Annotated in this window: 24 protein-coding genes; 2 read left to right on the plus strand and 22 right to left on the minus strand. The window is 36.3% G+C overall.

All coding sequences use genetic code 11. The features are described 5' to 3' along the window. Positions 1-11: 11 nt before the first annotated feature. From QLH32_RS10380 to QLH32_RS10415, 8 genes are all read right to left on the minus strand, one after another. Positions 12-590 carry a DUF4126 domain-containing protein gene (locus tag QLH32_RS10380; protein ID WP_283266164.1) on the minus strand — a complete coding sequence of 193 codons (579 nt, stop codon included), beginning with the start codon at positions 588-590 and terminating at the stop codon, positions 12-14. 126 nt (positions 591-716) lie between these two features. Beyond that, on the minus strand, positions 717-860 hold the full coding sequence (locus QLH32_RS10385; RefSeq protein ID WP_267981847.1) for a zinc ribbon-containing protein: 144 nt from the start codon (positions 858-860) through the stop codon (positions 717-719). A gap of 109 nt (positions 861-969) precedes the next feature. Then, positions 970-1,728: a hypothetical protein gene (locus QLH32_RS10390; RefSeq protein WP_283266165.1), complete on the minus strand. Its 759-nt coding sequence runs from the start codon at positions 1,726-1,728 to the stop codon at positions 970-972. Continuing rightward, positions 1,721-3,037, minus strand: a complete 1,317-nt coding sequence (locus QLH32_RS10395; protein WP_283266166.1) for an AAA family ATPase — start codon at positions 3,035-3,037, stop codon at positions 1,721-1,723. The genes QLH32_RS10390 and QLH32_RS10395 overlap by 8 nt, the downstream gene beginning before the upstream one ends. A gap of 63 nt (positions 3,038-3,100) precedes the next feature. Beyond that, positions 3,101-5,731 (minus strand): Fe/S-dependent 2-methylisocitrate dehydratase AcnD, encoded by a 2,631-nt coding sequence (gene acnD / locus QLH32_RS10400; RefSeq protein WP_283266167.1) that lies wholly within the window; start codon positions 5,729-5,731, stop codon positions 3,101-3,103. Further along, positions 5,731-6,888: a bifunctional 2-methylcitrate synthase/citrate synthase gene (gene prpC, locus QLH32_RS10405; protein ID WP_283266168.1), complete on the minus strand. Its 1,158-nt coding sequence runs from the start codon at positions 6,886-6,888 to the stop codon at positions 5,731-5,733. The genes acnD and prpC overlap by 1 nt, the downstream gene beginning before the upstream one ends. Positions 6,889-6,919: 31 nt before the next feature. Then, entirely contained in the window at positions 6,920-7,801 is an 882-nt protein-coding gene (gene prpB, locus QLH32_RS10410; RefSeq protein WP_283266169.1) for a methylisocitrate lyase, read from the minus strand. After that, the gene (locus tag QLH32_RS10415) at positions 7,794-8,504 is read right to left on the minus strand and encodes a GntR family transcriptional regulator (protein WP_283266170.1); all 711 of its coding nucleotides are present in this window, start codon (positions 8,502-8,504) and stop codon (positions 7,794-7,796) included. Before QLH32_RS10415 ends, prpB begins: the two co-directional genes overlap by 8 nt. 441 nt (positions 8,505-8,945) lie before the next feature. On the opposite strand from QLH32_RS10415, the gene QLH32_RS10420 reads away from it, so the two are divergent. Both QLH32_RS10420 and QLH32_RS10425 read left to right on the plus strand, forming a co-directional pair. Then, positions 8,946-10,151: an amino acid aminotransferase gene (locus QLH32_RS10420; protein ID WP_283266171.1), complete on the plus strand. Its 1,206-nt coding sequence runs from the start codon at positions 8,946-8,948 to the stop codon at positions 10,149-10,151. Positions 10,152-10,400: 249 nt separating this feature from the next. Further along, positions 10,401-11,771 (plus strand): phosphohexomutase domain-containing protein, encoded by a 1,371-nt coding sequence (locus QLH32_RS10425; protein WP_283266172.1) that lies wholly within the window; start codon positions 10,401-10,403, stop codon positions 11,769-11,771. Between the two features lie 90 nt (positions 11,772-11,861). Here QLH32_RS10425 and galE read toward each other — a convergent pair whose 3' ends face one another. The 14 genes from galE to rfbC all read right to left on the minus strand — a co-directional run bounded on the left by galE (position 11,862) and on the right by rfbC (position 26,234). Continuing rightward, positions 11,862-12,881, minus strand: a complete 1,020-nt coding sequence (gene galE, locus QLH32_RS10430) for a UDP-glucose 4-epimerase GalE (protein WP_283266173.1) — start codon at positions 12,879-12,881, stop codon at positions 11,862-11,864. Then, positions 12,874-14,547 carry a glucose-6-phosphate isomerase gene (gene pgi, locus QLH32_RS10435; RefSeq protein WP_283266174.1) on the minus strand — a complete coding sequence of 558 codons (1,674 nt, stop codon included), beginning with the start codon at positions 14,545-14,547 and terminating at the stop codon, positions 12,874-12,876. The genes galE and pgi overlap by 8 nt, the downstream gene beginning before the upstream one ends. A gap of 2 nt (positions 14,548-14,549) precedes the next feature. Further along, positions 14,550-15,809: a nucleotide sugar dehydrogenase gene (locus QLH32_RS10440; protein ID WP_283266175.1), complete on the minus strand. Its 1,260-nt coding sequence runs from the start codon at positions 15,807-15,809 to the stop codon at positions 14,550-14,552. 16 nt (positions 15,810-15,825) lie between these two features. After that, entirely contained in the window at positions 15,826-16,701 is an 876-nt protein-coding gene (galU, locus tag QLH32_RS10445; protein ID WP_283266176.1) for a UTP--glucose-1-phosphate uridylyltransferase GalU, read from the minus strand. A 12-nt stretch (positions 16,702-16,713) separates the two neighbouring features. Next, complete coding sequence (locus QLH32_RS10450; RefSeq protein WP_283266177.1) at positions 16,714-17,328, minus strand: sugar transferase; 615 nt, start codon at positions 17,326-17,328, stop codon at positions 16,714-16,716. A 220-nt stretch (positions 17,329-17,548) separates the two neighbouring features. Continuing rightward, positions 17,549-18,577 (minus strand): WaaS/CpsH family glycosyltransferase, encoded by a 1,029-nt coding sequence (locus tag QLH32_RS10455; RefSeq protein ID WP_283266178.1) that lies wholly within the window; start codon positions 18,575-18,577, stop codon positions 17,549-17,551. Beyond that, positions 18,578-19,711 (minus strand): NAD-dependent epimerase/dehydratase family protein, encoded by a 1,134-nt coding sequence (locus tag QLH32_RS10460; protein WP_283266179.1) that lies wholly within the window; start codon positions 19,709-19,711, stop codon positions 18,578-18,580. Beyond that, on the minus strand, positions 19,708-20,307 hold the full coding sequence (locus QLH32_RS10465; protein ID WP_283266180.1) for a DapH/DapD/GlmU-related protein: 600 nt from the start codon (positions 20,305-20,307) through the stop codon (positions 19,708-19,710). The genes QLH32_RS10460 and QLH32_RS10465 overlap by 4 nt, the downstream gene beginning before the upstream one ends. Further along, positions 20,304-21,104 (minus strand): glycosyltransferase family 2 protein, encoded by an 801-nt coding sequence (locus QLH32_RS10470; RefSeq protein ID WP_283266181.1) that lies wholly within the window; start codon positions 21,102-21,104, stop codon positions 20,304-20,306. Before QLH32_RS10470 ends, QLH32_RS10465 begins: the two co-directional genes overlap by 4 nt. Beyond that, positions 21,083-22,162, minus strand: coding sequence for a glycosyltransferase family 4 protein (locus QLH32_RS10475; protein WP_283266182.1), 1,080 nt, complete (start codon positions 22,160-22,162; stop codon positions 21,083-21,085). The genes QLH32_RS10470 and QLH32_RS10475 overlap by 22 nt, the downstream gene beginning before the upstream one ends. 5 nt (positions 22,163-22,167) lie before the next feature. Beyond that, positions 22,168-23,232: an EpsG family protein gene (locus QLH32_RS10480; protein ID WP_283266183.1), complete on the minus strand. Its 1,065-nt coding sequence runs from the start codon at positions 23,230-23,232 to the stop codon at positions 22,168-22,170. Positions 23,233-23,275: 43 nt separating this feature from the next. Beyond that, on the minus strand, positions 23,276-24,172 hold the full coding sequence (locus QLH32_RS10485; protein WP_283266184.1) for a glycosyltransferase family 2 protein: 897 nt from the start codon (positions 24,170-24,172) through the stop codon (positions 23,276-23,278). Positions 24,173-24,326: 154 nt separating this feature from the next. Beyond that, on the minus strand, positions 24,327-25,610 hold the full coding sequence (locus QLH32_RS10490; protein ID WP_283266185.1) for an oligosaccharide flippase family protein: 1,284 nt from the start codon (positions 25,608-25,610) through the stop codon (positions 24,327-24,329). A gap of 60 nt (positions 25,611-25,670) precedes the next feature. Further along, positions 25,671-26,234, minus strand: a complete 564-nt coding sequence (rfbC, locus tag QLH32_RS10495) for a dTDP-4-dehydrorhamnose 3,5-epimerase (protein ID WP_283266186.1) — start codon at positions 26,232-26,234, stop codon at positions 25,671-25,673. Positions 26,235-26,259 lie beyond the last annotated feature (25 nt).

The raw sequence follows: 26,259 nt of genomic DNA on the forward strand, positions 1-26,259 counted from the left end.
AACCTTTTTCTTTAGTAAGCTGACTGATCAAGATTATTTTGTCTTTTTTTCTGTACCCAACGTGCGACCACAATCACTAAAACAATCACCAACACCGTAATCAGCACAGGCATAATAAATGCCAAAATCGACAACAAGACCGAGCCAATCAACTCACCTGTTGCGATTACAAAATTACCGAGTCCACCTGTGGTTGCAGTTGAGACACCACGTGCCGCAACGGTACTCATTTGCACCACGCCTGCCGTTCCACCACCGACAATAATCGCAGCCGCCAATGTGGCGAACTGAGACATTTCCCCGCTACTGACCGCCATTGTGGTCAGTGTTCCAGCAACCACTGCCGCAGGCGTGGCGATGGTATCCAAAAGATTATCAACCCAAGGCACATAGTAGGCAGCGATTTCACAGAGAGTGGCAAAGCCAAGCGCAGCACACACGGCGGGCAATGCCAACCATTCAAAACCTTTTGCTGGTTCATACCATCCCATGAGAGTTGCGATACTCATCACCAACAAAGGAACAAAGACTCGAAAACCACAGGCTGCACTTAATCCTACGCCGATACAAAGTCCTAATATTGTTTCCATCTGGGTTTTCCTTATTTTTCCTTGAGGCGTATTTCTTGTTATTTCATATTTTAAGGTAACAAAAAAGCCCTATCGAGTGACAGGGCTTTTATTCAAACAGTGGGTAACTATTTGGTATTTTGCGGCTTAGGCATTCTTACTGTTGAATTGATTGCCAAGGCATTTGGTACACGGAGGTAAACGATCAGTACCAATTTCTAAATAGGTGCGGTGTCCGCATTGGACACAAAAATAAAAGCCGATACCAGGTTTTTCGCCAGCTATGACCATTTTTGTTCTCCATAGATTTTAGAAATGGTACATATACTATAGCGTGATAACATAGATTAAAGATTGTCCTTTCTGACGAATGGTGGTGGCTCTTGGGTTAATTATAGAGTTATTTTCTCTCTAATATTTTTCCTTCAGGAGTCACATTAAGATAATTTCCTCTTGAACTTTCAGAACTTAGTTGCACATCCCAATGATCTCTATGTAATGTATCCATTTTCCATATATGTCCTTTATGATCTATAAATCCATAAGGAGCTTTATGGTGACGAATTGGATTAAGTGAATTACACCATGTATTTGGTGGTATAAACTTATAATGACCAGAAGTTGGCAATGGAATATTTGCAGGATAAACCCTTAGCCATGGATTCAGTAAAATTCCAACATTAGATAGCTTTTCATTTAAGATTAGGTAACCCTTATAATCTATTGGATAACAACAATTTTCATGAGTAAATATAGCTTCTTCATGTTTGACTCTAGCTATCTTATATTTACCAAAATCTTTTAAAAAATCCTGAAAGATTAGTTGTGTTGAATCTAATAAAAATCTACAGGGTTTATCTAATATATTTTCACTATTATTTGAATGAGATAGAATTTTAGCTCGACCTAACTCAGGTACTATGGCGCTACTCCATAAATTTAAGACCCCTGACCACTTTTCATCTTCATATAGATTCCATGGATAATTGTTTTGATGTAACTCATATATTTTTTCTGAAATAATTAATTGAATATCTTTTTCATTATTTATAGTTTCAAATATTCTTACTAAGCTATTTATTATATTATCTTCAATTTGAATAGCATCTTTGTAAGGATAATCAACCAAATAATGTGGACATAATGTAATATCAGGCATTTCTTGATTTCACCCTAGCTTTTAAAATTTCTCTAGCAATATTCTCAGATTCATCTAAAAAACCTCTAGGCCATTCAGGAAACATACCTGTCTCATCAATTTCAAATTGCTTAATTTGCGTACCATTCTCATCCTGATCAATAAAAACAATATTAATATATTCTTTTAGTAATGGGTTTTCAATTACTCGCAATCTAAGCTTATTAATCAATTCCTGACTATGTGTCTCAATAATAAATTTCTTCTTCCCTTTAATAAACATTAAAAATAAATCTGCTAATTTTGATGCACTGGATGGATGCAAATGTATTTCTGGTTGTTCTATCAATAATAAATTATCATTATTATTCAGCAACCCTAATAAAATAACTGGTAATACTTGTGAATAACCGAACCCTACGTCAGCTAGTGATACTGCTGCATTAGAATCCTTTATTTTCAATCCAATTTGATAAACCATTTCACTAATTTTTTCAGAAGAAATCTCTTGTCCTAATCCCAATATTGCTATACAACTATGTAGAGCATCTAGTAGTTTCAATTTTTCATTATTAAATTCTACTATTTCATTTTTCTTTGACCATAATACATGAGCACTATTGGCTCCATTTTCATTGATATCTAAAGCATTGTTAGAATAGTGGATATAAATTCTTTCTGGATTGGCTCTAATAGGACTTAAATATTTTATTTTTCTTAAATCTTGATAAAAAGTATCCAAAAAAATTTCATCAAATGCAAAATATATAGGAAATACAAAACCTTGATGATCTTTCAATCTAATATTGATCGGCATAAAGTTTTTAAATAATGCTTCCAACTTACCATTTGTTTTAATGTCCTTAAATTTTTTATTTTTCTTTACATCAGAAAGAATATTCTTCATATTTTTCGACAAAACATTATGACTAATTTTTTTAAAGTCAATTTCAATTTTATTATTCGAATAAATAAATTTACTTAACTTTGGAATATATGAGTCTTCATATTTTTTATTCTTAAACTCAAGATCAATATTAGCTAATTCGCCACTTTTCTCAATACCAATTCTATAAGAAATAGCTGCTTGGTTAATCTTAGGAACTCCATAACTAATATCTTTTAAACTACTAAACTTTAGATATTTACCTTCAACATTAAGTTCTGAATCATTTTCTTCACTAATTGTCTGTTTTAAAAGTAGTAGACTCTGAATTATTGAAGACTTACCACAACTATTACGTCCTAATAATATAGTTAATGGCTTTATTTTTAAATTATCTAGACTTTTAAAAGATTTAAAATTCTCAAGCGAAAGACTTGTAATCATATATTTTTTTCATAAAAAAATCCCTCTAAAAGAATAGAGGGATTTTTCAAAAAATACAATATTTTACGCCACTTGACCTTCCAAAAAATCCTGCGCAAAGCGTTGTAATACCCCACCCGCTTCATACACAGACACTTCTTCTTCTGTATCTAGGCGGCAAGTGACAGGCACTTCAAGAATCTCTTCCTTACCATCCACTGTAGCACGCTCAATCACTAAAGTTAGAGTCGAACGCGGTGCAATATTACCAATCACGCTATACAACTCAGTACCATCTAAACCTAATGTTTTACGGTTCACACCAGCTTTAAACTCAAGCGGTAAAACACCCATACCCACCAAGTTAGTACGGTGAATACGCTCAAAACCTTCAGCCACGATCGCTTCCACACCTGCAAGACGAACACCTTTAGCAGCCCAGTCACGACTTGAACCCTGACCATAATCCGCACCTGCCACAATGATTAATGGTTGCTTACGGTTCATGTAGGTTTCAATCGCTTCCCACATACGCATCACTTCGCCTTCTGGCTCTACACGCGCTTTTGAACCTTGTTTAATAGTGCCGTCTGAACGAACCACCATTTCATTAAACAATTTCGGGTTGGCAAATGTTGCACGTTGTGCAGTCAAATGATCGCCACGGTGCGTTGCATATGAGTTGAAGTCTTCTTCAGGTACACCCATTTTGTGTAGGTATTCACCCGCAGCCGAATCCATCATAATTGCATTGGATGGTGATAAATGGTCAGTGGTAATGTTGTCACCCAAAATCGCAAGCGGACGCATGTTGGCTAAGGTACGCGGTGCAGCCAATGCCCCTTCCCAATATGGCGGGCGGCGGATGTAGGTACTCATTGGACGCCAATCATACAATGGGCTTTCAGCTTCTTCCGTCACACCCAAATCAAACATTGGAATATAGACTTTACGGAATTGTTCAGGCTTCACCGCTTCTTTTACCAGCGCATCAATTTCAGCATCAGATGGCCAGATGTCTTTCAGGTAAATTGGATTACCATCTTTATCTGTACCGAGTGCATCTTTTTCGATGTCAAAACGAATGGTTCCTGCAATCGCATAAGCCACAACCAACGGAGGCGATGCCAAGAACGCCTGTTTTGCATATGGATGGATACGGCCATCAAAGTTACGGTTACCTGAAAGTACTGCAGTCGCATACAAGTCACGATCAATAATTTCTTGTTGAATCACTGGATCAAGCGCACCTGACATACCGTTACAGGTAGTACATGCATACGCCACGATACCAAAACCAAGTTTCTCTAGGTCTTTCAGTACGCCAGCTTCTTCAAGATACAATGCAGCCGCTTTAGAACCAGGTGCAAAAGACGATTTCACCCAAGGTTTACGCACTAAACCAAGTTCATTGGCTTTACGTGCCAATAAACCTGCCGCAACGGTATTACGTGGGTTTGAGGTATTGGTACAAGATGTAATCGCCGCGATAATGATCGCACCATCAGGCATTAAGCCTTCTGCTTCTTGTGCTTTAGCCGCTTCTAAATTTCCTGCAATACCTTTTGCCGCCAAATCAGCCGTAGATACACGTGCATGTGGGTTTGATGGGCCAGCAATATTACGGGTTACAGTTGAAAGATCGAAACGTAGTACACGTGGGTACTCAGCCTTGATCATATCAGATGCCCAAAGACCGATTTCTTTCGCGTATTGCTCAACCAATGCCACTTGTGCATCTTCACGACCTGTGAGGCGTAAATAGTCAATGGTGTTTTGGTCGATATAGAACATGGCAGCGGTTGCACCATATTCAGGGGTCATATTAGAAATCGTAGCACGGTCACCCACAGACATGCTGTCCGCACCCTCGCCAAAAAACTCTAAATATGCACCAACCACACGCTCTTTACGCAAGAACTCGGTTAAAGCCAGTACGATATCGGTTGCAGTAATGCCTGCTTGACGCTGACCCACTAGCTCAACACCGATAATGTCTGGCAGGCGCATCCAGGATGCACGACCAAGCATGACGTTTTCAGCTTCTAAACCACCTACACCCACAGAAATCACGCCAAGCGCATCGGTATGGGGGGTATGTGAATCTGTACCAACACAGGTATCAGGGAACGCCAAGCCATCACGGTTTTGAATCACTGGAGACATTTTCTCCAAGTTGATCTGATGCATGATGCCGTTGCCCGCAGGGATCACGTCAACATTTTTAAATGCGGTCTTGGTCCACTCAATAAAGTGGAAACGGTCTTCATTACGGCGATCTTCCACTGCACGGTTTTTCTCAAACGCATCAGGGTCAAAACCGCCATATTCCACTGCCAATGAGTGGTCTACGATCAATTGAGTCGGCACAACAGGATTGACTTTAGATGGGTCGCCGCCTTTATCGGCAATCGCATCACGTAGGCCAGCAAGGTCAACCAATGCCGTTTGACCCAAGATGTCGTGACACACCACACGTGCAGGGTACCAAGGAAAATCCATGTCCTGACGGCGTTCGATCAGTTGCTTTAAATAGTCGGTTAAGTTTTCTGCATCAGCTTTACGCACAAGCTGCTCAGCCAACACTTTAGAGGTGTATGGTAAAGTTGCATATGCGCCTGGCTGAATATCTTCAACGGCTTGACGCACGTCATAGTATTCGAGCTGGGTATTGCCATTATAATTTGGCAGCGGTTTACGGTATTGATTTGTCATTAACCACGCTCCGCCAATGGTTTGAATTCTAAGTTTTCAGGGCCAGTATAGTTCGCGCTTGGACGAATGATCTTACCGTCCTGACGTTGTTCAATTACGTGTGCTGACCAACCTGCTGTACGTGCAATCACAAATAATGGGGTGAACATTGCTGTTGGAACACCCATCAAGTGATAGCTCACCGCACTGAACCAGTCAAGGTTCGGGAACATATTCTTCACTTCTTTCATCACTGCTTCTAAACGCTCAGCGATCAAGTACATCTTGGTATTTTCTTGCGCTTCGGCAAGATCACGTGCCACTTTCTTGATCACTTCGTTACGTGGATCAGAGATGGTATAAACAGGGTGACCAAAACCGATGATCACTTCTTTTTTCTCAACACGGCTACGGATGTCGGCTTCTGCTTCATCGGCATTGTCATAACGTTGTTGAATCACGAATGCAACTTCGTTTGCGCCACCATGCTTTGGACCACGCAGTGCACCGATACCGCCAGTGATGGCTGAGTACATATCTGAACCTGTACCTGCCACAACACGAGAAGTAAATGTAGACGCGTTGAACTCATGCTCTGCATACAGAATCAAAGAGGTATGCATTGCTTGAATCCATTCTTCAGATGGTACTTCACCATGAAGTAAATGGAGGAAATGTGCAGCAATCGAATCATCATTGGTTTCAACTTCGATACGACGACCATTGTTGCTAAAGTGATACCAATACAACAACATTGAACCTAAGCTTGCCATCAATTTATCAGCAATATCTTTTGCACCTGCCTCATTATGGTCTTCATGTTCTGGGGTTAAACAACCGAGAACTGATACACCAGTACGCATCACATCCATTGGGTGCGCAGATGGTGGAAGTTGTTCAAGTGCGGTTTTCAATGCTGCTGGCAAACCACGAAGCGCTTTAAGTTTAGCTTTATAGGCTTTGAGTTCAGCTTTATTTGGGAGTTTGCCATGTACAAGTAAGTGAGCGACTTCTTCAAACTCACTGCCGACTGCAAGATCAAGAATGTCATAACCACGATAGTGTAAGTCATTACCACTACGCCCAACGGTACATAATGCAGTGTTCCCTGCAACTTGACCACTGAGTGCAACCGATTTCTTTGGCTTAAAGCCTACTGGTGTTTCATTAGAGCTCATAAGATTGTCCTTTTCTATCTATTAAGTTGGGTTATTTATTTTTTTCAAACGATGCATCAAGATATTGTTCAAACGCATGATAATTAATACGCTCATACAATTCCTGACGGGTTTGCATGGTGTCAACAAGGTTCTTTTGTGTGCCTTCCTGACGTAAAGTCACATACACATTTTCCGCTGCTTTGTTCATCGCGCGGAATGCTGAAAGTGGGTACAACGCAATGCTCACATCAGCAGAAGCGAGTTCTTCAGTGGTAAATAATGGCGTAGAACCAAATTCTGTGATGTTTGCTAAAACTGGAACTTTGGTCAGGTCAGCAAATTGCTTATACATTGCCAATTCAGTGATTGCTTCAGGGAACAGCATATCTGCACCCGCTTCAATGTATGCACCCGCACGGTCAATGGCAGCCTGTAAACCCTCAACCGCAAGTGCATCGGTACGCGCCATGATCACAAAGTTTTCATCGGTACGCGCATCGACTGCCGCTTTAATACGATCTACCATTTCTTGTTGTGTTACGATGGCTTTATTCGGACGGTGGCCACAACGCTTTGCTCCAACCTGATCTTCGATGTGCATCGCAGCAGCACCAAACTTAATCATTGATTTAGTGGTACGTGCAATATTGAATGCTGACGCACCAAAACCTGTATCCACATCAACCAATAAGGGTAAGTCACAGACATCAGTAATACGGCGTACATCAGTCAACACATCATCAAGGTTACTAATGCCCAAATCAGGCAACCCCAACGAACCTGCAGCAACCCCACCACCTGACAAATAGATCGCTTTATAGCCCGCACGTTTTGCCAATAACGCATGGTTGGCATTGATCGCCCCCACCACCTGTAATGGTTTTTCATTTGCGACCGCGTCGCGGAATAGCTGACCAGCAGATTTAGCCATGTTGATATTCTCCTTGAGTGTGCAGCAATGTTTGCTCAACAATTTTGTAGGATGCATTGATATGACGATGCATCAGCATTTCGGCGAGTTCACCGTCACCATCAGCAATCGCATCTAAAATGCGGATATGTTCGTCCCAAGCCTTACTTGGACGATCAGGGGTATTTGAAAACTGGATTCGATACATACGGATGAGGTGATACAGCTCATCACATAACATTTTTTCTAAGGTTTTGTTGCCACTACTTTTAATAATGCAGTAATGGAAATCGTCTTGACCTTCTTGTAGGTAATAACCCTTACCTGCTTTAAAATTTTCATCTTCGGCATGCATGCGCAACACGTCACGCAAGGCTAGAATTTGTTTTTTATCAATATGCTGTGCCGCCAATTTACAGGCCAGACCCTCTAATGAAGCCCGAATCTGGTACAACTCTTTAAACTGTTGTAATGAAAGCGAAACCACCCTAGCACCGACATGGGCAGTACGTTCAACCAGCTTCTGCCCTTCCAGACGATGAATCGCTTCCCGTAGTGGACCACGACTAATACCATAAATCCGTGCCAACTCAGGTTCTGAAATCTTGCTACCTGCGGGAATCTGTCCAAGTACGATTGCCGATTGAATTTGCTTGAATACGTGTTCCGTCAAGGTCATTCCCTGACTTGTGCTGATGGCTTGTGGAACAAGGGTATCTTGCATATTGTCGACAATCTCTACCATTTTTATGATTTTATAACGAGATATAAGAAAAATTGCAATAGGATTGTCGACAATAAAAAAGACTGATCTGGTCAACCATATTCCCTTGAGGCACCATGAAAGCTAATTAAAACTAAATAGAAATCCATATTAAAACAATATAAAACAAATAATTATAATAATAAATTTCCTGTTTTCGATTTTAACTTATCTCTCTTTTTCATTATTTAGGCTTTCTATCTTACGACGATGGTATGACAGCCTGATTGTAAACAATCCTTATCATGAGTCCATTCTCCACAAAATTTGTAAGTAAATACTGCACTAGAAATGCAAATAACAGCGTGCTTCATATTGGCTTTATTGGTACATTATTGGGCATCTGGAGCAACGCTCCTCAAGACACATCCATGCCCCTTGTTGAATAAAAGGACATTGTTAATGTTTCAACATATCCCACCTTATGCAGGCGATCCAATTCTCTCTTTGATGGAGCAGTTCAACACTGATCCACGCGCTGAAAAGGTTAATCTTAGTATCGGTTTGTACTATAACGAAGACAGTATTGTTCCACAGCTAGATACCATTATCGAAGCGCAAAAACGTATTGCACCTAAAAATACCCAAACCAAGCTCTATCTTCCAATGGAAGGTTTCAAACCTTATCGTGAGGCGATTCAGGCGTTGTTGTTTGGTGCAAATAGTCCAGCAGTTCAGCAGGGTCGTGCTGTAACAATCCAGACATTGGGTGGTTCAGGTGCATTAAAGGTCGGTGCGGACTTCTTAAAAACCTATTTCCCAAATTCAGAGGTCTGGGTGAGTCAGCCAACTTGGGATAACCATGTTGCTATTTTCAATGGCGCGGGAATCAAGAGTCATTTCTACCCATATTTTGATGCCAAAACGCGTGGCGTTGACTTTGATGGCATGTTGTCAACACTGAAAACATTGCCTGAGCAAAGCATTGTGTTGTTACATCCTTGCTGCCATAACCCAACGGGTGCAGATCTCAATCCAGCCCAATGGGATCAGGTCATCGCGATATTAAAAGAACGCAACTTAATTCCATTCCTCGATATCGCCTATCAAGGTTTTGGTGATGGTATGGAGCAAGATGCCTATGCAATCCGTGCTTTAGACCAGGCAAGCTTAAACTTTATTGTCAGCAACTCATTCTCTAAAATCTTCTCACTTTATGGTGAGCGTGTGGGCGGCTTAACCTTTGTATGTGATGATGCTGAAGCAGCACAATGCACATTTGGTCAGTTAAAGGCAACCGTACGCCGCAACTATTCTAGCCCACCAACTACTGGTGCATGGCTGGTTGATCAGGTCTTAAATGACACCGACTTAAACCAACAATGGCAGGATGAAGTCAAAGAGATGCGTGAACGTATTATTAAAATGCGTAGCATCCTCAAAGATGAGTTGACTAAAGCATTGCCAGAACGTGACTTTAGCTACCTTGTCAATCAAAAAGGTATGTTTAGCTACACAGGTTTGACTGCTGAGCAAGTGGATACTTTACGTGAAGACTATGCAATCTATCTGGTGCGTAGTGGTCGTATCTGCGTTGCGGGTTTAAACATGAATAATGTGTATAAAGTTGCACAAGCGATGGCGGAAGTGTTGGCAAAATCTGCTTAGAATCCCCTTGCGGAGCTATAATCGCTCCTCATCCCCCTTTTTCAAAGGGGGACTTTTTAATGAAAATGGTTGTTTCACGTGGAACAACCATTTTTTATTACCTATAATAATGAAATCACTTGTATTGCTTGAAATCAATACATCTAATTAAGGCAGTTATAAAAGGGATGAAATCTGTATCTATAGTTGTTCAAGCCAGTCAAGTCTTTGTATACTGCAAGGCATTTAAAACCACTGTGTAAATAAAAAATGACTCAACTCACCTGCTTTAAAGCCTATGATATTCGTGGCAAACTTGGTACAGAACTCAACGAAGAAATTGCCTATAAAATTGGACGTGCCTATGGACAAATTTATCAACCTAAAAAGGTCGTAATTGGTTGTGATATCCGTTTGAGTAGTGAGGGCTTAAAACAAGCCACTATTCGCGGTTTAAATGATGCAGGTGTCAATGTTTTAGATTTGGGTATGACAGGCACAGAAGAAGTCTATTTTGCAGCGTTTCATTTAGATGTTCAGGGTGGCATTGAAGTCACGGCGAGCCATAACCCAATGGATTATAATGGTATGAAATTGGTGCGTGAAAATGCACGTCCCATTAGTGCTGATACAGGTTTAAAAGAGATACAGGCACTGGCTGAATCAGGTGAATTTGCAGAGGTTGAACAAAAAGGCACAACTGAAAACTATAATATCTTGCCTGAGTTTATTGACCATTTACTCACTTATATTGACCCACAAAAAATTAAGCCACTTAAACTTGTGGTGAATGCAGGAAATGGTGCCGCAGGTCATGTCATTGATGCCATTGAACAAAAATTCCAACAACTAAATATCCCTGTTGAGTTTATTAAAATTCATCACGAAGCGGATGGAACTTTCCCAAATGGGATTCCTAACCCAATCTTAATCGAAAACCGTGATAGTACCCGTGATGCTGTACTTGCGCATAAGGCAGATATGGGGATTGCATGGGATGGTGATTTTGACCGTTGCTTCCTGTTTGATGAAAAAGGACAGTTTATTGAGGGGTATTACATCGTTGGTTTATTGGCTCAAGCATTCTTGATCAAGCAATCAGGCGAAAAAATCGTACATGATCCTCGTCTTGTCTGGAATACCTTTGATATTGTCGACCAATATCAAGGCATCGCGGTACAGTCAAAATCAGGTCATGCCTTTATTAAGGATGTGATGCGTGAACATAATGCTGTTTACGGTGGAGAGATGAGTGCACATCACTATTTCCGTGATTTTGCTTATTGTGATAGCGGCATGATTCCATGGTTACTGACTATTGCTTTATTATCAGAGACAGATCAAACACTTTCAACATTGGTTCAAAATATGATTGCCAAATTTCCATGTAGCGGTGAAATCAACTTTAAAGTCGTTGATACTCAAGCAACCGTTCAAAAGATTTTTGATCATTATGCTGACCAAAATCCACAGGTTGATCGTACTGATGGGGTTAGCCTTGATTTTGGTGCATGGCGTTTAAATGTACGCGCCTCGAATACTGAACCTTTATTGCGTTTAAATATTGAAAGTCGTGCTGATCAGAATCCACAACCAATGCAACATTATGTAGGTGAATTAACCAATTTAATCCAAGCTTAATCTGAATCAGCTAAAAAGTGATTCCTGTAAATTATAGGAATCGCTTTTTTAAAACACACCTTTCAGTGTTGAATAATATCAATTGGCTTGCTAACTCTTATAGCCATTTGGATTTTGCTTTTGCCAATTCCAGCTGTCTGCCAACATATCCTCTAAGGTATATTGAGGTCGCCAACCTAGTTCATTTTTTGCTCGAGAAGCGTCAGCATAAAAGGCTGCTAAATCCCCAACTCTTCGATGAACAAACTCTGTCGGAATCACAATTCTATTTACTTTTTCAAAGGTTTCTTTTATTTGTAAAACTGAAATTGGAATGCCAGTTCCAATATTCCACGCCCGACATCCCTGCTGATCCAAGCGATTGGTTACTGCTAAAACATGCGCCTTGGCTAAATCAACAACATGGATAAAATCTCGTTCACATGTTCCATCCGCAGTTGGATAGTCACTTCCAAAAATTGAAAGCTTTTCACGTCGCCCAATAGCAACCTGAGTGACATAAGGCATCAAATTATTTGGTGTTCCTTGTGGATCCTCCCCAATTTGACCACTTTGATGAGCCCCTACTGGATTAAAATAGCGCAATAACGCAATCGACCACCGCATTTCAGCTAACGCGATTTTTTGTAACATTTGCTCAATCATCAATTTTGTATAGCCATAATTATTATTTGGTAAACTCAATGGCATATCTTCTTGATATGGCGATGGGTTTAATTCACCATAAACCGTTGCCGATGAACTAAATACCAGTGTAAATACACCTGCTTTTTCCATCGACTTCATTAACTGAATACTGCCAGCAATATTATGATCAAAATAGGTCAATGGAATCTTTTGACTCTCACCGACTGCTTTTAAACCCGCAAAATGAATTACCGCATCAATCTTATGTTCCTGAAAAACTTGATCAAGTTCCTTTTCAAAGCGAATATCACCTTGTACAAAAACCAAAGTTTTGTTGGTTAATTGCTGGACACGATTTAATGACTCTTCAGAACTATTCGATAAATTATCAAATACAATGACTTCGTGTCCTGCATTCAGTAATTCAACACAAGTATGAGAACCAATATAGCCAGCGCCACCTGTCACTAGAATCTTAGCCATCTGTTTTTCCTAATAATATTTTAAGTAGACCTTGAGTTGAGGTATCAAATCCAGATAAATCACCTTGTTCACCATTTAAAATAGGTAAAAGTTGATTGGCAATTTCTTTACCCTTTTCGACACCCCATTGGTCAAAAGGATTAATATTCCATAACACTGATTGTACAAACACTTTATGTTCATACAATGCGATCAGCATCCCTAAGCTATAGGGATTCAACTCTTTTAATAGAATGGTTGAGCTCGGTTGATTACCTTCATATTGCTTATAACTAGGCAAATCTTTCAGCTCATCGGCTGAGAGTGCCTGATTGCCAAATGCAAGCAAACGAGATTGTGCCAAGCAATTGGACAATGCTAAATGGTGCTGTTCTACCAATGCATCCGCATTTTTTGCGTAAGTGAATTGATTTGAATTATACCGTTTTACGGGGGCAATAAAATCGCAGCTGACTGAGTGTGTGCCTTGATGTAACAGTTGATAAAAGGCATGTTGTGCATTGGGACCCACTTCACCCCATACAATCGGACAGGTGGATGTATCAACTTTCTCACCGTTACGCTGAATGGATTTACCATTAGACTCCATCTCAAGCTGTTGTAAATATGCGGCGAAATATTTCAATCGACCATCATAGGGAAGTACAGCATGAGTTTGAATATTGAGGAAATTATTATTCCAAGCACCTAATAACCCCATTAGTACGGGGATGTTTTGTTGAAATGGTGCAGTCTGGAAATGCTGATCGATGGCATAAGCGCCTGCTAATAATTGCTTAAATCCATTTATACCAATGGTTAATGCTATTGGTAAACCAATACATGACCAAAGCGAATAACGACCACCAACCCAATCCCATAGTAATAATTGATTCTCTGGTGCGATGCCCCACGCAGTCATCTTGTCTGGTTTTGTAGAAACACCAATAAAATGATGCTTGAGTATGGTATCATCTGCATTTAATGTTTTTTCCAGCCACTGGCGTGCAGTTTGTGCATTGGAAAGCGTATCAATCGTACCAAAAGACTTGGACGAGATAATGAACAGCGTTGTTTCGGGTCTTAATTGATGAAGTAAATCAGAGAGCTGACTGCCATCCATGGTTGAAACAAAGTGAACATCCAGTGGTTTAGCTGTTGCAACCTTGTAGTCACAAAGCGCATGGGTCACCATTAAAGGACCTAAATCTGACCCCCCTACTCCAATATTCACCACATCCTTAATCACTTCACCAGTTGCACCACGATATTGCCCCGCATGAATTTTTTCAACCAATGCATACATACGCTCTAGTTCGGTATGAACCTGTTGGTTTGTGGCTACAAAACTTTGACTATTTTTTGGTCGCCGTAAAGCCCAATGCATGACTGCACGCTGTTCAGTATAATTGATTTGTTCTGATGAAAATAACTTTTTAATCCATTTTGCTAAATCTTGTGTTTGGGCGAATGCGATCAACTCATCCAATATTTTCTGGTTGATTCGATGCTTACTAAAATCTAAAACGATTTGATCATATTCAGCTGAAAACTTCTGAAAACGCAAAGGATCAAGAGCAAATAATTGGTTTAGGTGAGTCTCTTTCACTTGTTCTTGTAAGTTCTTTAGATTTTCTAATATAACCTCTTGGTCTTTTACTAAAAATGGATGGATATTCTTTAACATAATTAGCGCCCCACTCCCATATAAGCAAAACCTTGTGATTTTACATATTGTGGATTATAGATATTACGACCATCCAGAAGCAAAGGATGTGCCATTAATTTTAATAATTCTTTGAAGTCTGGACTCCAATATTGCTTCCATGCCGTTAGAACACATAAACCATGTACATTTTCTACAGCCTCATATACATCTTGACACAAGACAAGATTATTCCGCTTCCCATAAATTGCTTCAATTTCATCTAAGGCCTGCGGATCATGTAAACGTACGGTTACACCTTGCGCCCATAAGGCCTCTAACATTTGGTGAATTGGAGAATGCTGAACACTAGAAGTATTTTCTTTAAAGGAAGCCCCCCAAATTGCGATTGTCTTTCCATGCAAATCGCCATGATAATAATTCCATAACTTACGAAATAAAAGCTCTTTTTGTTGCTCATTGATTTCCCAAACTTGCGCCAATAATTGACTTTTAACCCCTGTATTCGCAACCGTATTTGCCAGAGTCAAAATATCATGGGAGAAATTTTCTCCTCCAAAACCAGTACCTGGGGCTAAGTACGCTGAACCAATCCGATTATCAGCAATCATTCCCTGACGCACAGATAAAATATCAATTCCTAACTTTTCCGCAACAACAGCAAGATCATTAATATAACTGATTCGCGTTGCTAACATACCAGAAATGCTTAATTTGGTAAATTCGGCATCCAGAATTGGCATAAATAAATAATGATGGTCCAAAGGGAAAAATGGTCTCAATAATTCTTTAACCTTTTTTTGTACTTCCGTCTGGGTACATCCAACAATCAATTGTTTAGCCTGTGTCAGGCTTTGTAAAGCATTTCCCTCTTGAATTATATCAGGTAGATAGACCCAATCATCATCATTCAATATTTGTTTAAATTTTTCAGTACGTTGCAAACCAAAGGTTGATGCGTTAATCATTAATTTTGGATGGATAATTGGACGTTGCTTGAGATTATTCAACAACTCAAAAACTTGGCTTTCCTGTGTTTGATTAAAACTAAAGAAATAGGCATCAATCTCTAAAGGCACACTAAAAAAATCACAATAATGCAGGAAACCACTTTCTACTTGCTGATCCAATAAACGACTCACACTTTCATCATAAAATGAATATTGAACCGCGTCGGTAGTGATCTTTGAATGGGTACACCAATAAACAAAATGTCCAGATTCAGATAGTAAGGCAGACATCACTCCTGCATATAAGGTCTTACCAAATATTGCAATTTTCATAATGATAAACCTTAAACTACAAAGCTAATTCCTGAATTAAACCCTTAAACGCTTCACCTAATTTTGGATGTTCAATACCATAATGCAGTACGGCTTTAAGATAACCAATTTTACTACCACAGTCGAAAGTCTGCCCTTTCATACGATACGCTTCAACGGTTTCAATTTGCTGTAAGGCCGCAATCGCATCTGTCAGTTGAATTTCATTTCCTGCACCACGAGGCGTATTTTCCAATAAAGGCATAATCTCAGCAGGTAGAATATAACGTCCTACTACAGATAAATTTGAGGGGGCAATTCCAACAGCAGGCTTTTCCACAATACCTTGCATCGCAACACTTTCACCCTCTTGTGGTGAAATGGTTACGTTAACAATACCATATTGATCGACTAAATGATCAGGCACAGCTTCCACCATAATTTGTGCAGCTTGAGACTGTTCAAAACGCTGGATCATGAGGGATAAGTCATTTTCACTAGATCGATTTTTTACCAGAACATCAGGGAGTAACACCGCAAATGCTTCATTACCGACAATATCTTTGGCACATAACACTGCATGACCTAATCCTAAAGGTTGCGGTTGGCGTACACTCACCACACTCACATGCTTAGGTAAAATATCAGTAATTTCCTTGAGTAAATCAAATTTATTTTTTTGCTCTAAAGTTGTTTCTAACTCAAAGTTACGATCAAAATAGTTCTCAATTGATGCCTTAGACGAATGCGTCACCAAAATAATTTGTTCAATCCCTGCTTCTACCGCTTCCCGTACCACATATTCAATTGCTGGACGATCTACAACAGTGACCATTTCTTTTGGAATCGACTTACTAGCAGGTAAAAAACGGGTTCCCAAACCAGCAACAGGTAGAATAGCTTTTTTAATCATAATTTAAAATCTTTACTTTACAATAGAATTGGATTGTGAACCAGTGAAACGACTTGCACCAACTGCTTGATCTGGCGCATTAACCCCTTCCCTCTTCAACATAACATCAACGGTTTTAACCATAATTTTAAAATCTAATAATATATTACGATTTTCTACATATTGGACATCTAAATCAAATTTTTCTTCCCATGACAAGTTATTGCGTCCACTCACTTGTGCTAACCCTGTCATTCCAGGTTTAACTTCATGACGACGCATTTGATTAGGAGTATAATGTTCCAAAAATTCAGGCATTTGTGGACGAGGGCCAACTATACTCATGTCACCTTTTAGTACATTGAATAATTGGGGCATTTCATCAAGTGTCGTTGCACGCAATTTTTGGCCAAATGGAGTAATACGTTGCTCATCTGGCAATAAATTACCTTGTTGATCCAATGCATTTTTCATTGATCTAAATTTAATCATCTTAAAAATTTTACCATCTTTTCCTGGGCGTTCCTGACAAAAAAAGATAGGTGAACCTAAATGTTTACGCACTTTATAAGCAACAAATAGAAAAATTGGACTCAGGAGTAGAATTGCAATTGATGCAACAACAATATCAACAAGCCTTTTCATCATAGCAGCCCCACATAGTTTTTATGACTTGCAACAAAATGCTAAAAGTATCATTACAAAACAGTAGTTCGATATTACATCTAACACAAGTTAAGTTAATCCTACTTAATCACTCTGTTTAACCACAACATAATCTAAACTCAAAATTTTACCACAAATTCCAATTTTTTAGATCATACTGGCCCTAAATTGAGAAAGTCATTACCTCTTTTAAAGAACCTAATTACTTGCTCCAGTCATCAATTTCATTTCTCAAAAAGATATCTACCAACCAACCATGAATTGAGCATTTTTCATACAAATTTTGAGTAAGAGGCTCATAATCATTTAAAAAGAATTCTTTATCTAATTTAATATTTTTGCGATCAATCACAAAAATATTATTTGGATTATAAAAAGGATATCCAATAATATTCGTGTTTGTAGTAATCAGTTTCTTTCCTGCACCTAATGCTTCGAAAGTCCTCATAGTTAGACCTGTTTGTCCAGGATGACTAATATCCAGAATTACATTTGACTTTTTATAAAAATCAATAATTTGATCCAAATTTAAACCTTTAAAACTTAACTTCTTATAGTCAAATTTATAAAAGGTTTTATCAAAAAATTTTTTATAAAAGTAGACAAATTTGCCTTGCATATAATAATAGTTAAATGAAATCAGGTCGTTTGAAACACACCACTCTGCAATTTTGCTGCTAATCACATATCTATCTGAATGGGCTGTTCCTAAAAATAAGAGGTCAATATCTATTTCCGTATTATTAGAACAAATATCTTTATATTTATCAGTAAAGTATAAAGGCCTAAAACCTATATTATACTCTTCAGCATCTTTTTGATCAAAAGTAAATCTCTTTTGGAAATATTTAAGAATTTCCAAGCCATGACTATGATTATGAAAACTATCCCATGTATAAAATATCCGTATACATTCAGGTTGTAACTTTATAAAACGCTCAAGAAAGCTAGATGGAACAACCTCTCCTCGGTTAACCAATAAAAAATCAAAACGCTCAGCTTGGATTTGTTCCAAAATAGAGTCATAATATTTTTGAATCTTCTTTTCTAAAAGATCCCTTTTTAAGCGGATGATTCCCTTAGTAAAGTTGTTATTTTTAGGTCTTTCATCGAAATAAGTGACCTGAGCACCATGTTTTTCTAATTGCTGAACAATACCTTTTTCCAAATCAAAAGTTTGTACACAAAAAAATAATATTTTTTTTCCCTTTAGATGCTCAAGTTCTTTCATTTACTTATACAAACCTTTAGATTTCATCTCATCAATTGATTTTTGATAATTGTCTACTTGGATCTCTTGAGTGTTGACCCATTTCGTAAACTCTTTCAATCCCTCTTCAAAAGATATTTTTGGAGTAAATCCTAATAAATTTTTAATTTTAGTCAAATCAGCATAATTATGACGTATGTCTCCTAGACGATAGTTGCCTGATATATTGATCTCAACGTTAATACCATAGTTTTTTACCAACCCATTTGCAACGGCAAGGACATTCGTAGCTACTCCAGTTCCCACGTTAAATACTTGATTGTTTGCTGTATCTGATTCAAGTCCTAAAATCGTTGCCTCAACAACATCATCAATATATACAAAATCCCGACTTTCCAAGCCATCTTCAAATATATTAATGTTATTGCCATTTTTTATTTGTGTTGAAAAAATAGATAAAATACCTGTATATGGATTTTTTAAAGATTGACCTGGACCATAAACATTTTGATATCGAAAAGCCACACCTGCAACACCAATACTAGGACAAACTGTCAAGACCATTTGTTCTTGGTTTTGCTTGGTGATACCATAAACTGAAGACGGATGTATTTTTGACTCTTCATCTGTAGCAACCAATGTTAAGGTAGAAGAACCTGGATATTTAACTTCGAAATCAGCTCTATCCATTGACTCAGCATATCTATGTGTTGGGTAAACCACCCCCAGTTCTTCACTGACATACTTACCTTCCCCATATATAGAACGCGAAGAAGCAACGATAACTTTCTTGACCGTGTGTAAAGAATTTACAAGTAAGTCAAGCATTAAGGCAGTGCCATTTATATTTACTTCTACATATTTTTGTATTTCATACATAGATTGTCCTGTACCAGTTTCAGCTGCTAAATGAATTATCGCATCTTGATCTTTCAATGCCGTGGTCCAATCAGCTATATTGGTTACAGACCCTCGAATGAAATTAACCTTATCTTTAATACTCAAAAATAATGGTGATGTCTCTTCTGGATTATCACCATGAATTTGCGGAGACAAATTATCCAAGACCGTAACACTATAACCTTTAAAAATGAGTTTTAAGGCCAAGTTAGAACCGATAAAGCCAGCTCCACCAGTAATTAGTACGTTCTTCATTCGCAGATTTTCTCCCATCTCTGACTATCGAAATTATAACATTTTATTGGCTTGGCAGGAGTTCCAACTGCGATCACAAATGGAGGCAAACTCTTGGAAACCACAGAATTAGCACCAACAATAGTACCTCGTCCAATAGTAACTCCAGGTAAAACGGATACGAACTCACCTAGCCAAACGTTTTCTTCAATTTTTACAGGTTTACTGCTTAATGGTCGATCAATAGGTAAAGTTATAGGGGAACTGTCATGTATATCCCCAGCATAGCTACCATGAGAGCAATCAGAAATATAAATTTTGCTCGCCATTAATACATTATCCCCAATTTCTACAGAAGTTGATGCCGTAATGTGAACATAATCATTAAGCTGAACATTAGAACCAATTTTCAATAGCTTCGACTTGGTAGAGGTTAATGGAAAACACTCTAATCTACACCCAAAACCAGTCGTAAGGTTTTTACCAAAATCAATATTATGCTTATTTCTAATGTCAATTGGAAAACGGATAAGTCTAGCTTGAGGATAAAAAATTTTAGTTTTGAGAAAAAACCAAAATAATTTTATTGAGCCCCCTATACCATAAACTGAAATCATTTATTCAACCTAACTATTATCTTACGCCTTAGATATTTTAATTCAGCAACAGCTCTTGCAACAATATATTGACTTAATGAAATTAAGTGCTTATTTTGTGCAAATTTAAGATTTTTAATAACACCACGATGCATTTCTTTTAAATTCGCACTTAAACCACTAACACCAAAACCAGACTTTCCATCACCATAGTTAATTACTTTCATATTCCAAAAATAGCAATTGAATTTGCTGGCTACTCGAATAAAATAATTCCCTTCTTCTGCATACTTTTGATTTTCATCAAAATAACCAATCTCATCTAAAACATTTCTTTTTAGCATCACGGTTGAGGGTTGAAAATAATTTTTATAAATCAAATGGTTAATTGAGATTTTCAATAAATACCCATCTGGTAACCTATTTAAGTATAAGCCATCAAAAGCGCATCCCAGAAAATCTATTTCAGGTCTAGCTTTTAAAAGTCCAACCTGTTTTTCTATTTTGTCATGAAACCATTCATCATCAGAATCAAGAAAAGCTAAAAGCTCTCCATTTGCAGCACGCATTCCTGTATTTCTAGCTTTCGATACTCCACCATTCAGCTGATTTAGCAAAATAACATTTAGTTCTTTATTTTTATTAATATAATCCTCAACGAGAGCCCTACTATTATCCTTAGAACCATCGTTAACCACAATTACTTCATATTTGCATTTTAGAGTTTGATTTCTTATTGAATCTAAAACCCTTATTATTGTATCTGAAGCATTATACATTGGTACAATAACAGAAATTAAAAGAGAATTTCTTTCCATTTATTTAGTACAACCTCATCATTCCACTTTAAACTAGTGTTATAAGCACCAGTTGCAAACTTATTTAATTTCTCAGGATCAGTGAGCAAACTCAGAGTAGCATCTCTTAGATGATCAAAATCATCCATAGGTACTAGGTACCCATTTACCTCATTTTCAATTATATCTCTCGGACCAGAAGGACAATCATAAGAAATACAAGGCAAACCAAATGATATTGCTTCCAATAGAACCATACCAAACCCTTCAGAGTGAGAGGTTAGCATAAAAATAGATGAAGCCTTATAGTATTTATCAACATTTTTAATTGGTGGTAGTATTTTTACATAATCTTGTAACTCAAGAGCAACTATTTTGCCCTCAAACTGTTTTTTTAAGTTTCCATCTCCAACTAAATGTAATTCCCAATTCTTTATATTATCCTCGTATATAATTTTATGCCATAAATCAATCATAATCCATTGACGTTTTGCTTCTGTCATTCGTCCAATGGATAAAACTACTTTTTTTGATAAGTCGCTACATTCATAATTTAGAGATGATTTAAAGTGTGGGATATATTTAACTGGAAAGTTCAAATCCGCGTATACTTTTGCATCACTACGTGTAGGAACAATATAAACACGAGCTTTATGATATAACCATTTTTTTATTTGCTTGTAAATTAAGTTATATGCATTTATCCCTCCATGCTCAGAAATAATCACATTTTTATTAATCCCATGTGCTAAAAAAAATTCTAAAACATTTAATGGATGAGCTAGATAGTAGAGATCATATTTATTTAAAGTCAAATGATGCTTTAATTTAGCAACACTTTGGACTAGATTTATACTCACCTGACCAATTCTTTTAGTTCTGCTACCCATATTAAGCTTAAGCTCTGAATCCAAAGAAATTAACTTAATTTTTTCTGAAAGTGGATAATGACTATATGCTTGATCTTTAACTAAAATTGTAACTTCAAGAAAATCACTAAAATGATTGGCTAGGGTGCTAATCACTCTTTCAATCCCACCAGCTGGAGTCATACTTGTAAAATAAAATAAAATTTTCATCAATATTACTCAAAGAATACTTTATAAGGATAGATATAGTTACCTTGTCGTTCAGATAGAGCTCCCAAATAACTATATAATGACAACATATATAGTCCAGCTAAAATTAGGTAAACAAAAAATCTCAACAGATCATTATTCTTAAATGTTTTACAAATATAGTAAACGACCAGAATAGATTCTGTCCACAAAAAATAAGCTTTCAATCTAAAAGATAACTGAGGAATTTCATTAAATAAAGTACCAACAATTATCCCTAATATATAAATATTGAGGAAGATTTTAATTATTTTATCATCTTGTCTGGAAGAAAATAAAACAAAAATAAAGCCTAATAGTAACTGCCTAAAAGACAAGGCAGCAAAAACATCTTCTTGTACATAAATATCTAATTTGTTTAATGCAAATCCTGGAAGAGAAAGATATCCTAACACCAAGCTTACTAATTGAATATCAATTTTTAAAACAGAAACTAAAGTAGCAAGACTTAAAATAAAATATAAAAATATTTTTCTACATGAATAATAAATAAAAAAATATAATGGCAATAAAACCAAAGCAGACAAATGAAATAATGATGCAAATATTATAAAAAAACAATAAGGTATAAACTTTCTCTCCATCAAGTAAGGTAATGAAGTCATAAAAAATGCCATTGCCAAAGCTTGCCTTATGGCAATAAAGTCATATAAGAAAAACATCGAACAATAATATATTAATATTGAAAATGCAAAATTCTTAGAGTTATTTAGGAAAAAATTTATTTTCAGCGTAATTGAAAACAACGCTATTAAAAATATGACCCATTGAAAATCTAAATTCAAACAAGCTATGATCTTGTTAAAATAAAAAAAAGCTGGTTCAACACCCAAATTAATATTATTTCTAGCACCATTAAATATATCTATATAATTGGAGTAATCAGGATCAATATCTCCTCTCAATCCTGTAAAAGAAACTAAGATAAAAATTAAAATAATATAAACCAATATTTTTAAATTATTATTACGAAATTTATCCAACATTATAGAAAAAACCAGCATTATAGCTGCTATTAAAAAATATAGCATTATAAATTTCCCAAAATAATTAATAAAAATATTAAACTAAAATTCATTTTCGTCTAAACCAATGATAAAAAATCAGCCAATAATTAAATTTCTCTTTTTTACCAATCAATTTAAAAACAAACAATCTTTGCAAAATCGTCAAGTAAAAAATAAAATCAGATACAATAAGTCCAATTTTTGTTTTATTTTTTAAATAATACTTCTTCTTACTCTCATAAGTCCAATCTAACTTAATTTCTTTAACTGCCTCTGAAGCACCCTCAAGATGAATAATTTTACTTTTTGGCACAATAAATGTTTCGTAATTCTTCTGCCTTACTCTAAATAATAAATCGGTTTCCTCATAATACATAAAGAAATTTTCATCAAAGCCACCCAATTCATCAAAAAGCTTTTTTGAAATCATTAAGTCAGCCCCAGAAATATTACCATTTATCTTAATTGGTAATTTATCATAACAATAGTTAATATTATTTCCATATATTAATTTTGACAATATATTAAAAAACAAATAATCAATATCAGATAACAATGATGGCATAAATCTAGTAAAAGATGTAGCAGGCTCCAAATCTATATCACATAAGTTTCCACCACATGCCCCAGCATTTTTATTCTCAACCATAAATTTATATAAAACATAAATCGAATTATCTATAACAATAGTATCTGAATTTAATAAAAAAATAAATTGACCTTTAGCAACTTTATTTCCAATATTATTAGCAATCCCAAATCCACTATTATTTTCATTCAAAACCAATGTAACTTGTGGATAAATTAGGTTAAGTTGCTCAATATTTCGATTTGGAGAATTATTATCTACTACAATAATTTCAAAAGTTATATTTTTTGTATGCTTAAGGACAGACTCTATACACTGTAGAACCAGATCATATGTATTGTAATTTACAATAATAATTGATACATCTATTGTCATTTCTAAAACCTCAACAATTTATAGATAATTAAAAAATATAAAATCTTGAAGTAAGCTAACAAGACAGGCCTTTACATTCTTCATTGAAATAACTATATCTAAGCAAGTAATGAAAAAATTTCATCTTTCTCTTCTTTCCTAATTTTAATATATTTTAGTCTTCTATTCTAGAAAAAATATTTTTACTACTGTTATTATCTCGCAAATATTTATTAAAGTAATAGACCATCAATATTGCGACTAAACTTTCTGTCAACAATACAGCTATACTTGTTCCCTGCGCTTGAAAAAAATATGCTAAAAAAGATACCAGACATATAGCAAATATCCCTGCTACTATATATATATTCTGAAAAATTTGTTTTGTTTTACTATTATCAATATATGCAATTAACCCCAACTGACCTGCTATCCCACCTATGGCAACAGCAATCGGCACAGGAGATAATATTTTTAATAAATTACTTAAGCCCTCATACTCAACACCAATTTTTTTCTCAATAAATGATGAAAAAATAAATATAATAAGAGATAAAAATGTCATCAAGGCTATACTAAATTTAAATACATTTCTTAATAAACTTAGAGCTTTTTCTTGGTCTTGAGATGAAATATTAGCAATCTTTGGATAATATACCTGATTGATAGGGGTATAAAATAGTAAGCTTATTGCACGAATAATCTTATCGGCCGCGGTATAGATACCAACAATCGCAGGCGTTGCAAACAAACCCAATATAACAACAAATAGTTGGGTATAAATGGAAATTGAAGCAGTAGATAGAAAAAATGGAAAACTTTCCTTTATTTCAAATTTTATACTTTCTAGTGATATTTTCGCCTTATCAATCATCTTATTTTTGAAAATCCAAAAAATTGATATAAATGCAATAACCATGTACACAAAAGAATTTATAAATATAGCTTTAACATAGTCTTGAGAGGTTTGTACAAAATAAAAAATCGTTGGTAAAATTAAAATACGACAAAACATACTCAAAATTGATAAAAACCTAATATTCCCTATTCCCTGATAAAACCATGTGAAAGTATAAGTATTACCTAAAAGCATTGGTAAAGAACATAATAGAGCAATTTTATATTCATCAAACTTTGAAATATTTATTATAAAAATAAAAATAAAAATACTAACAATCAACAAAATAGTTTTAGCAAAAATAGTAGAATAAAATATACGACTCAAAACCAACTTATTGTCTTTATGAACTGCAACTCTTTTTGTTGCACTCATATTAAAACCAAAATCCACAAACAATATCAAAAACTGAATTATAGCTGTCGAAAAACCAATTAATCCATATGACTTAACCCCTAGCTTAATCATTAGATATGGCATTAATAATATTGGTATCGCATAATTCATACCTTGCAATACAAAAAGGTATAAAGTATCCTTTTGCGCGCTACTTATTTTCATAACTCATAAATACCAACTTGTTAATTCAAGAATTTACTCCCATTTCTATAAAGAGCCCTATTAAAATAATTTTGAATCTTCAAGTTTAGAAGCTATTTGATCCTTAGTACTAACCAAAACCTCATCCATCTCATCTATTGGCCATTCAATTCCGATACGAGGGTCATTCCAAATAATCGCTCCCTCACTTTCCTTATGATAGTAATTTGTTGTTTTATATAAAAACTGAGTATTATCTTCAAGTGCAATAAACCCATGAGCAAACCCAGCTGGAATCCAGAATTGCTTATGATTTTCACCTGTTAATTCCACACCTACCCATTGTCCAAATGTTGGTGATTCTTGTCGAATATCGACTGCCACATCCCAGGCCCGTCCTTGAACAACGCGAACAAGTTTACCTTGGGCATATGGATTTAGTTGATAATGCAATCCTCTTAATACACCTTTTTGTGAATAAGAATGATTATCCTGAACAAAATGTGGAACTTCAAGACCACGCTCAACCAGAGCCTGCTCAAAGTTTTTTTGGTTAAAACTCTCCATAAACCAACCACGCTCATCTCCAAATACACGAGGTTCAAGGATGAGTAGGCCTTTAATTTTTGTTTCAATAATATTCATTCATTTCACTCAAATAGTTTATATT

The sequence above is a fragment of the Acinetobacter corruptisaponis genome (assembly GCF_030053775.1).
Classification (GTDB): domain Bacteria; phylum Pseudomonadota; class Gammaproteobacteria; order Pseudomonadales; family Moraxellaceae; genus Acinetobacter; species Acinetobacter corruptisaponis.

Coding starts and splice junctions, on each gene's coding strand:
- QLH32_RS10390 (WP_283266165.1), bottom strand. CDS start 1,728: ATGCCTGATATTACATTATGTCCACATTATTTGGTTGATTATCCTTAC.
- prpC (WP_283266168.1), bottom strand. CDS start 6,888: ATGAGCTCTAATGAAACACCAGTAGGCTTTAAGCCAAAGAAATCGGTT.
- QLH32_RS10440 (WP_283266175.1), bottom strand. CDS start 15,809: ATGAAAATTGCAATATTTGGTAAGACCTTATATGCAGGAGTGATGTCT.
- rfbC (WP_283266186.1), bottom strand. CDS start 26,234: ATGAATATTATTGAAACAAAAATTAAAGGCCTACTCATCCTTGAACCT.
- QLH32_RS10475 (WP_283266182.1), bottom strand. CDS start 22,162: ATGAAAATTTTATTTTATTTTACAAGTATGACTCCAGCTGGTGGGATT.
- QLH32_RS10470 (WP_283266181.1), bottom strand. CDS start 21,104: ATGGAAAGAAATTCTCTTTTAATTTCTGTTATTGTACCAATGTATAAT.
- galE (WP_283266173.1), bottom strand. CDS start 12,881: ATGGCTAAGATTCTAGTGACAGGTGGCGCTGGCTATATTGGTTCTCAT.
- QLH32_RS10395 (WP_283266166.1), bottom strand. CDS start 3,037: ATGATTACAAGTCTTTCGCTTGAGAATTTTAAATCTTTTAAAAGTCTA.
- QLH32_RS10425 (WP_283266172.1), top strand. CDS start 10,401: ATGACTCAACTCACCTGCTTTAAAGCCTATGATATTCGTGGCAAACTT.
- QLH32_RS10455 (WP_283266178.1), bottom strand. CDS start 18,577: ATGAAAGAACTTGAGCATCTAAAGGGAAAAAAAATATTATTTTTTTGT.
- galU (WP_283266176.1), bottom strand. CDS start 16,701: ATGATTAAAAAAGCTATTCTACCTGTTGCTGGTTTGGGAACCCGTTTT.
- QLH32_RS10490 (WP_283266185.1), bottom strand. CDS start 25,610: ATGAAAATAAGTAGCGCGCAAAAGGATACTTTATACCTTTTTGTATTG.
- QLH32_RS10385 (WP_267981847.1), bottom strand. CDS start 860: ATGGTCATAGCTGGCGAAAAACCTGGTATCGGCTTTTATTTTTGTGTC.
- prpB (WP_283266169.1), bottom strand. CDS start 7,801: ATGGCTAAATCTGCTGGTCAGCTATTCCGCGACGCGGTCGCAAATGAA.
- QLH32_RS10415 (WP_283266170.1), bottom strand. CDS start 8,504: ATGCAAGATACCCTTGTTCCACAAGCCATCAGCACAAGTCAGGGAATG.
- acnD (WP_283266167.1), bottom strand. CDS start 5,731: ATGACAAATCAATACCGTAAACCGCTGCCAAATTATAATGGCAATACC.
- QLH32_RS10380 (WP_283266164.1), bottom strand. CDS start 590: ATGGAAACAATATTAGGACTTTGTATCGGCGTAGGATTAAGTGCAGCC.
- QLH32_RS10465 (WP_283266180.1), bottom strand. CDS start 20,307: ATGATTTCAGTTTATGGTATAGGGGGCTCAATAAAATTATTTTGGTTT.
- QLH32_RS10480 (WP_283266183.1), bottom strand. CDS start 23,232: ATGCTATATTTTTTAATAGCAGCTATAATGCTGGTTTTTTCTATAATG.
- QLH32_RS10420 (WP_283266171.1), top strand. CDS start 8,946: ATGTTTCAACATATCCCACCTTATGCAGGCGATCCAATTCTCTCTTTG.
- QLH32_RS10450 (WP_283266177.1), bottom strand. CDS start 17,328: ATGATGAAAAGGCTTGTTGATATTGTTGTTGCATCAATTGCAATTCTA.
- QLH32_RS10485 (WP_283266184.1), bottom strand. CDS start 24,172: ATGACAATAGATGTATCAATTATTATTGTAAATTACAATACATATGAT.
- pgi (WP_283266174.1), bottom strand. CDS start 14,547: ATGTTAAAGAATATCCATCCATTTTTAGTAAAAGACCAAGAGGTTATA.
- QLH32_RS10460 (WP_283266179.1), bottom strand. CDS start 19,711: ATGAAGAACGTACTAATTACTGGTGGAGCTGGCTTTATCGGTTCTAAC.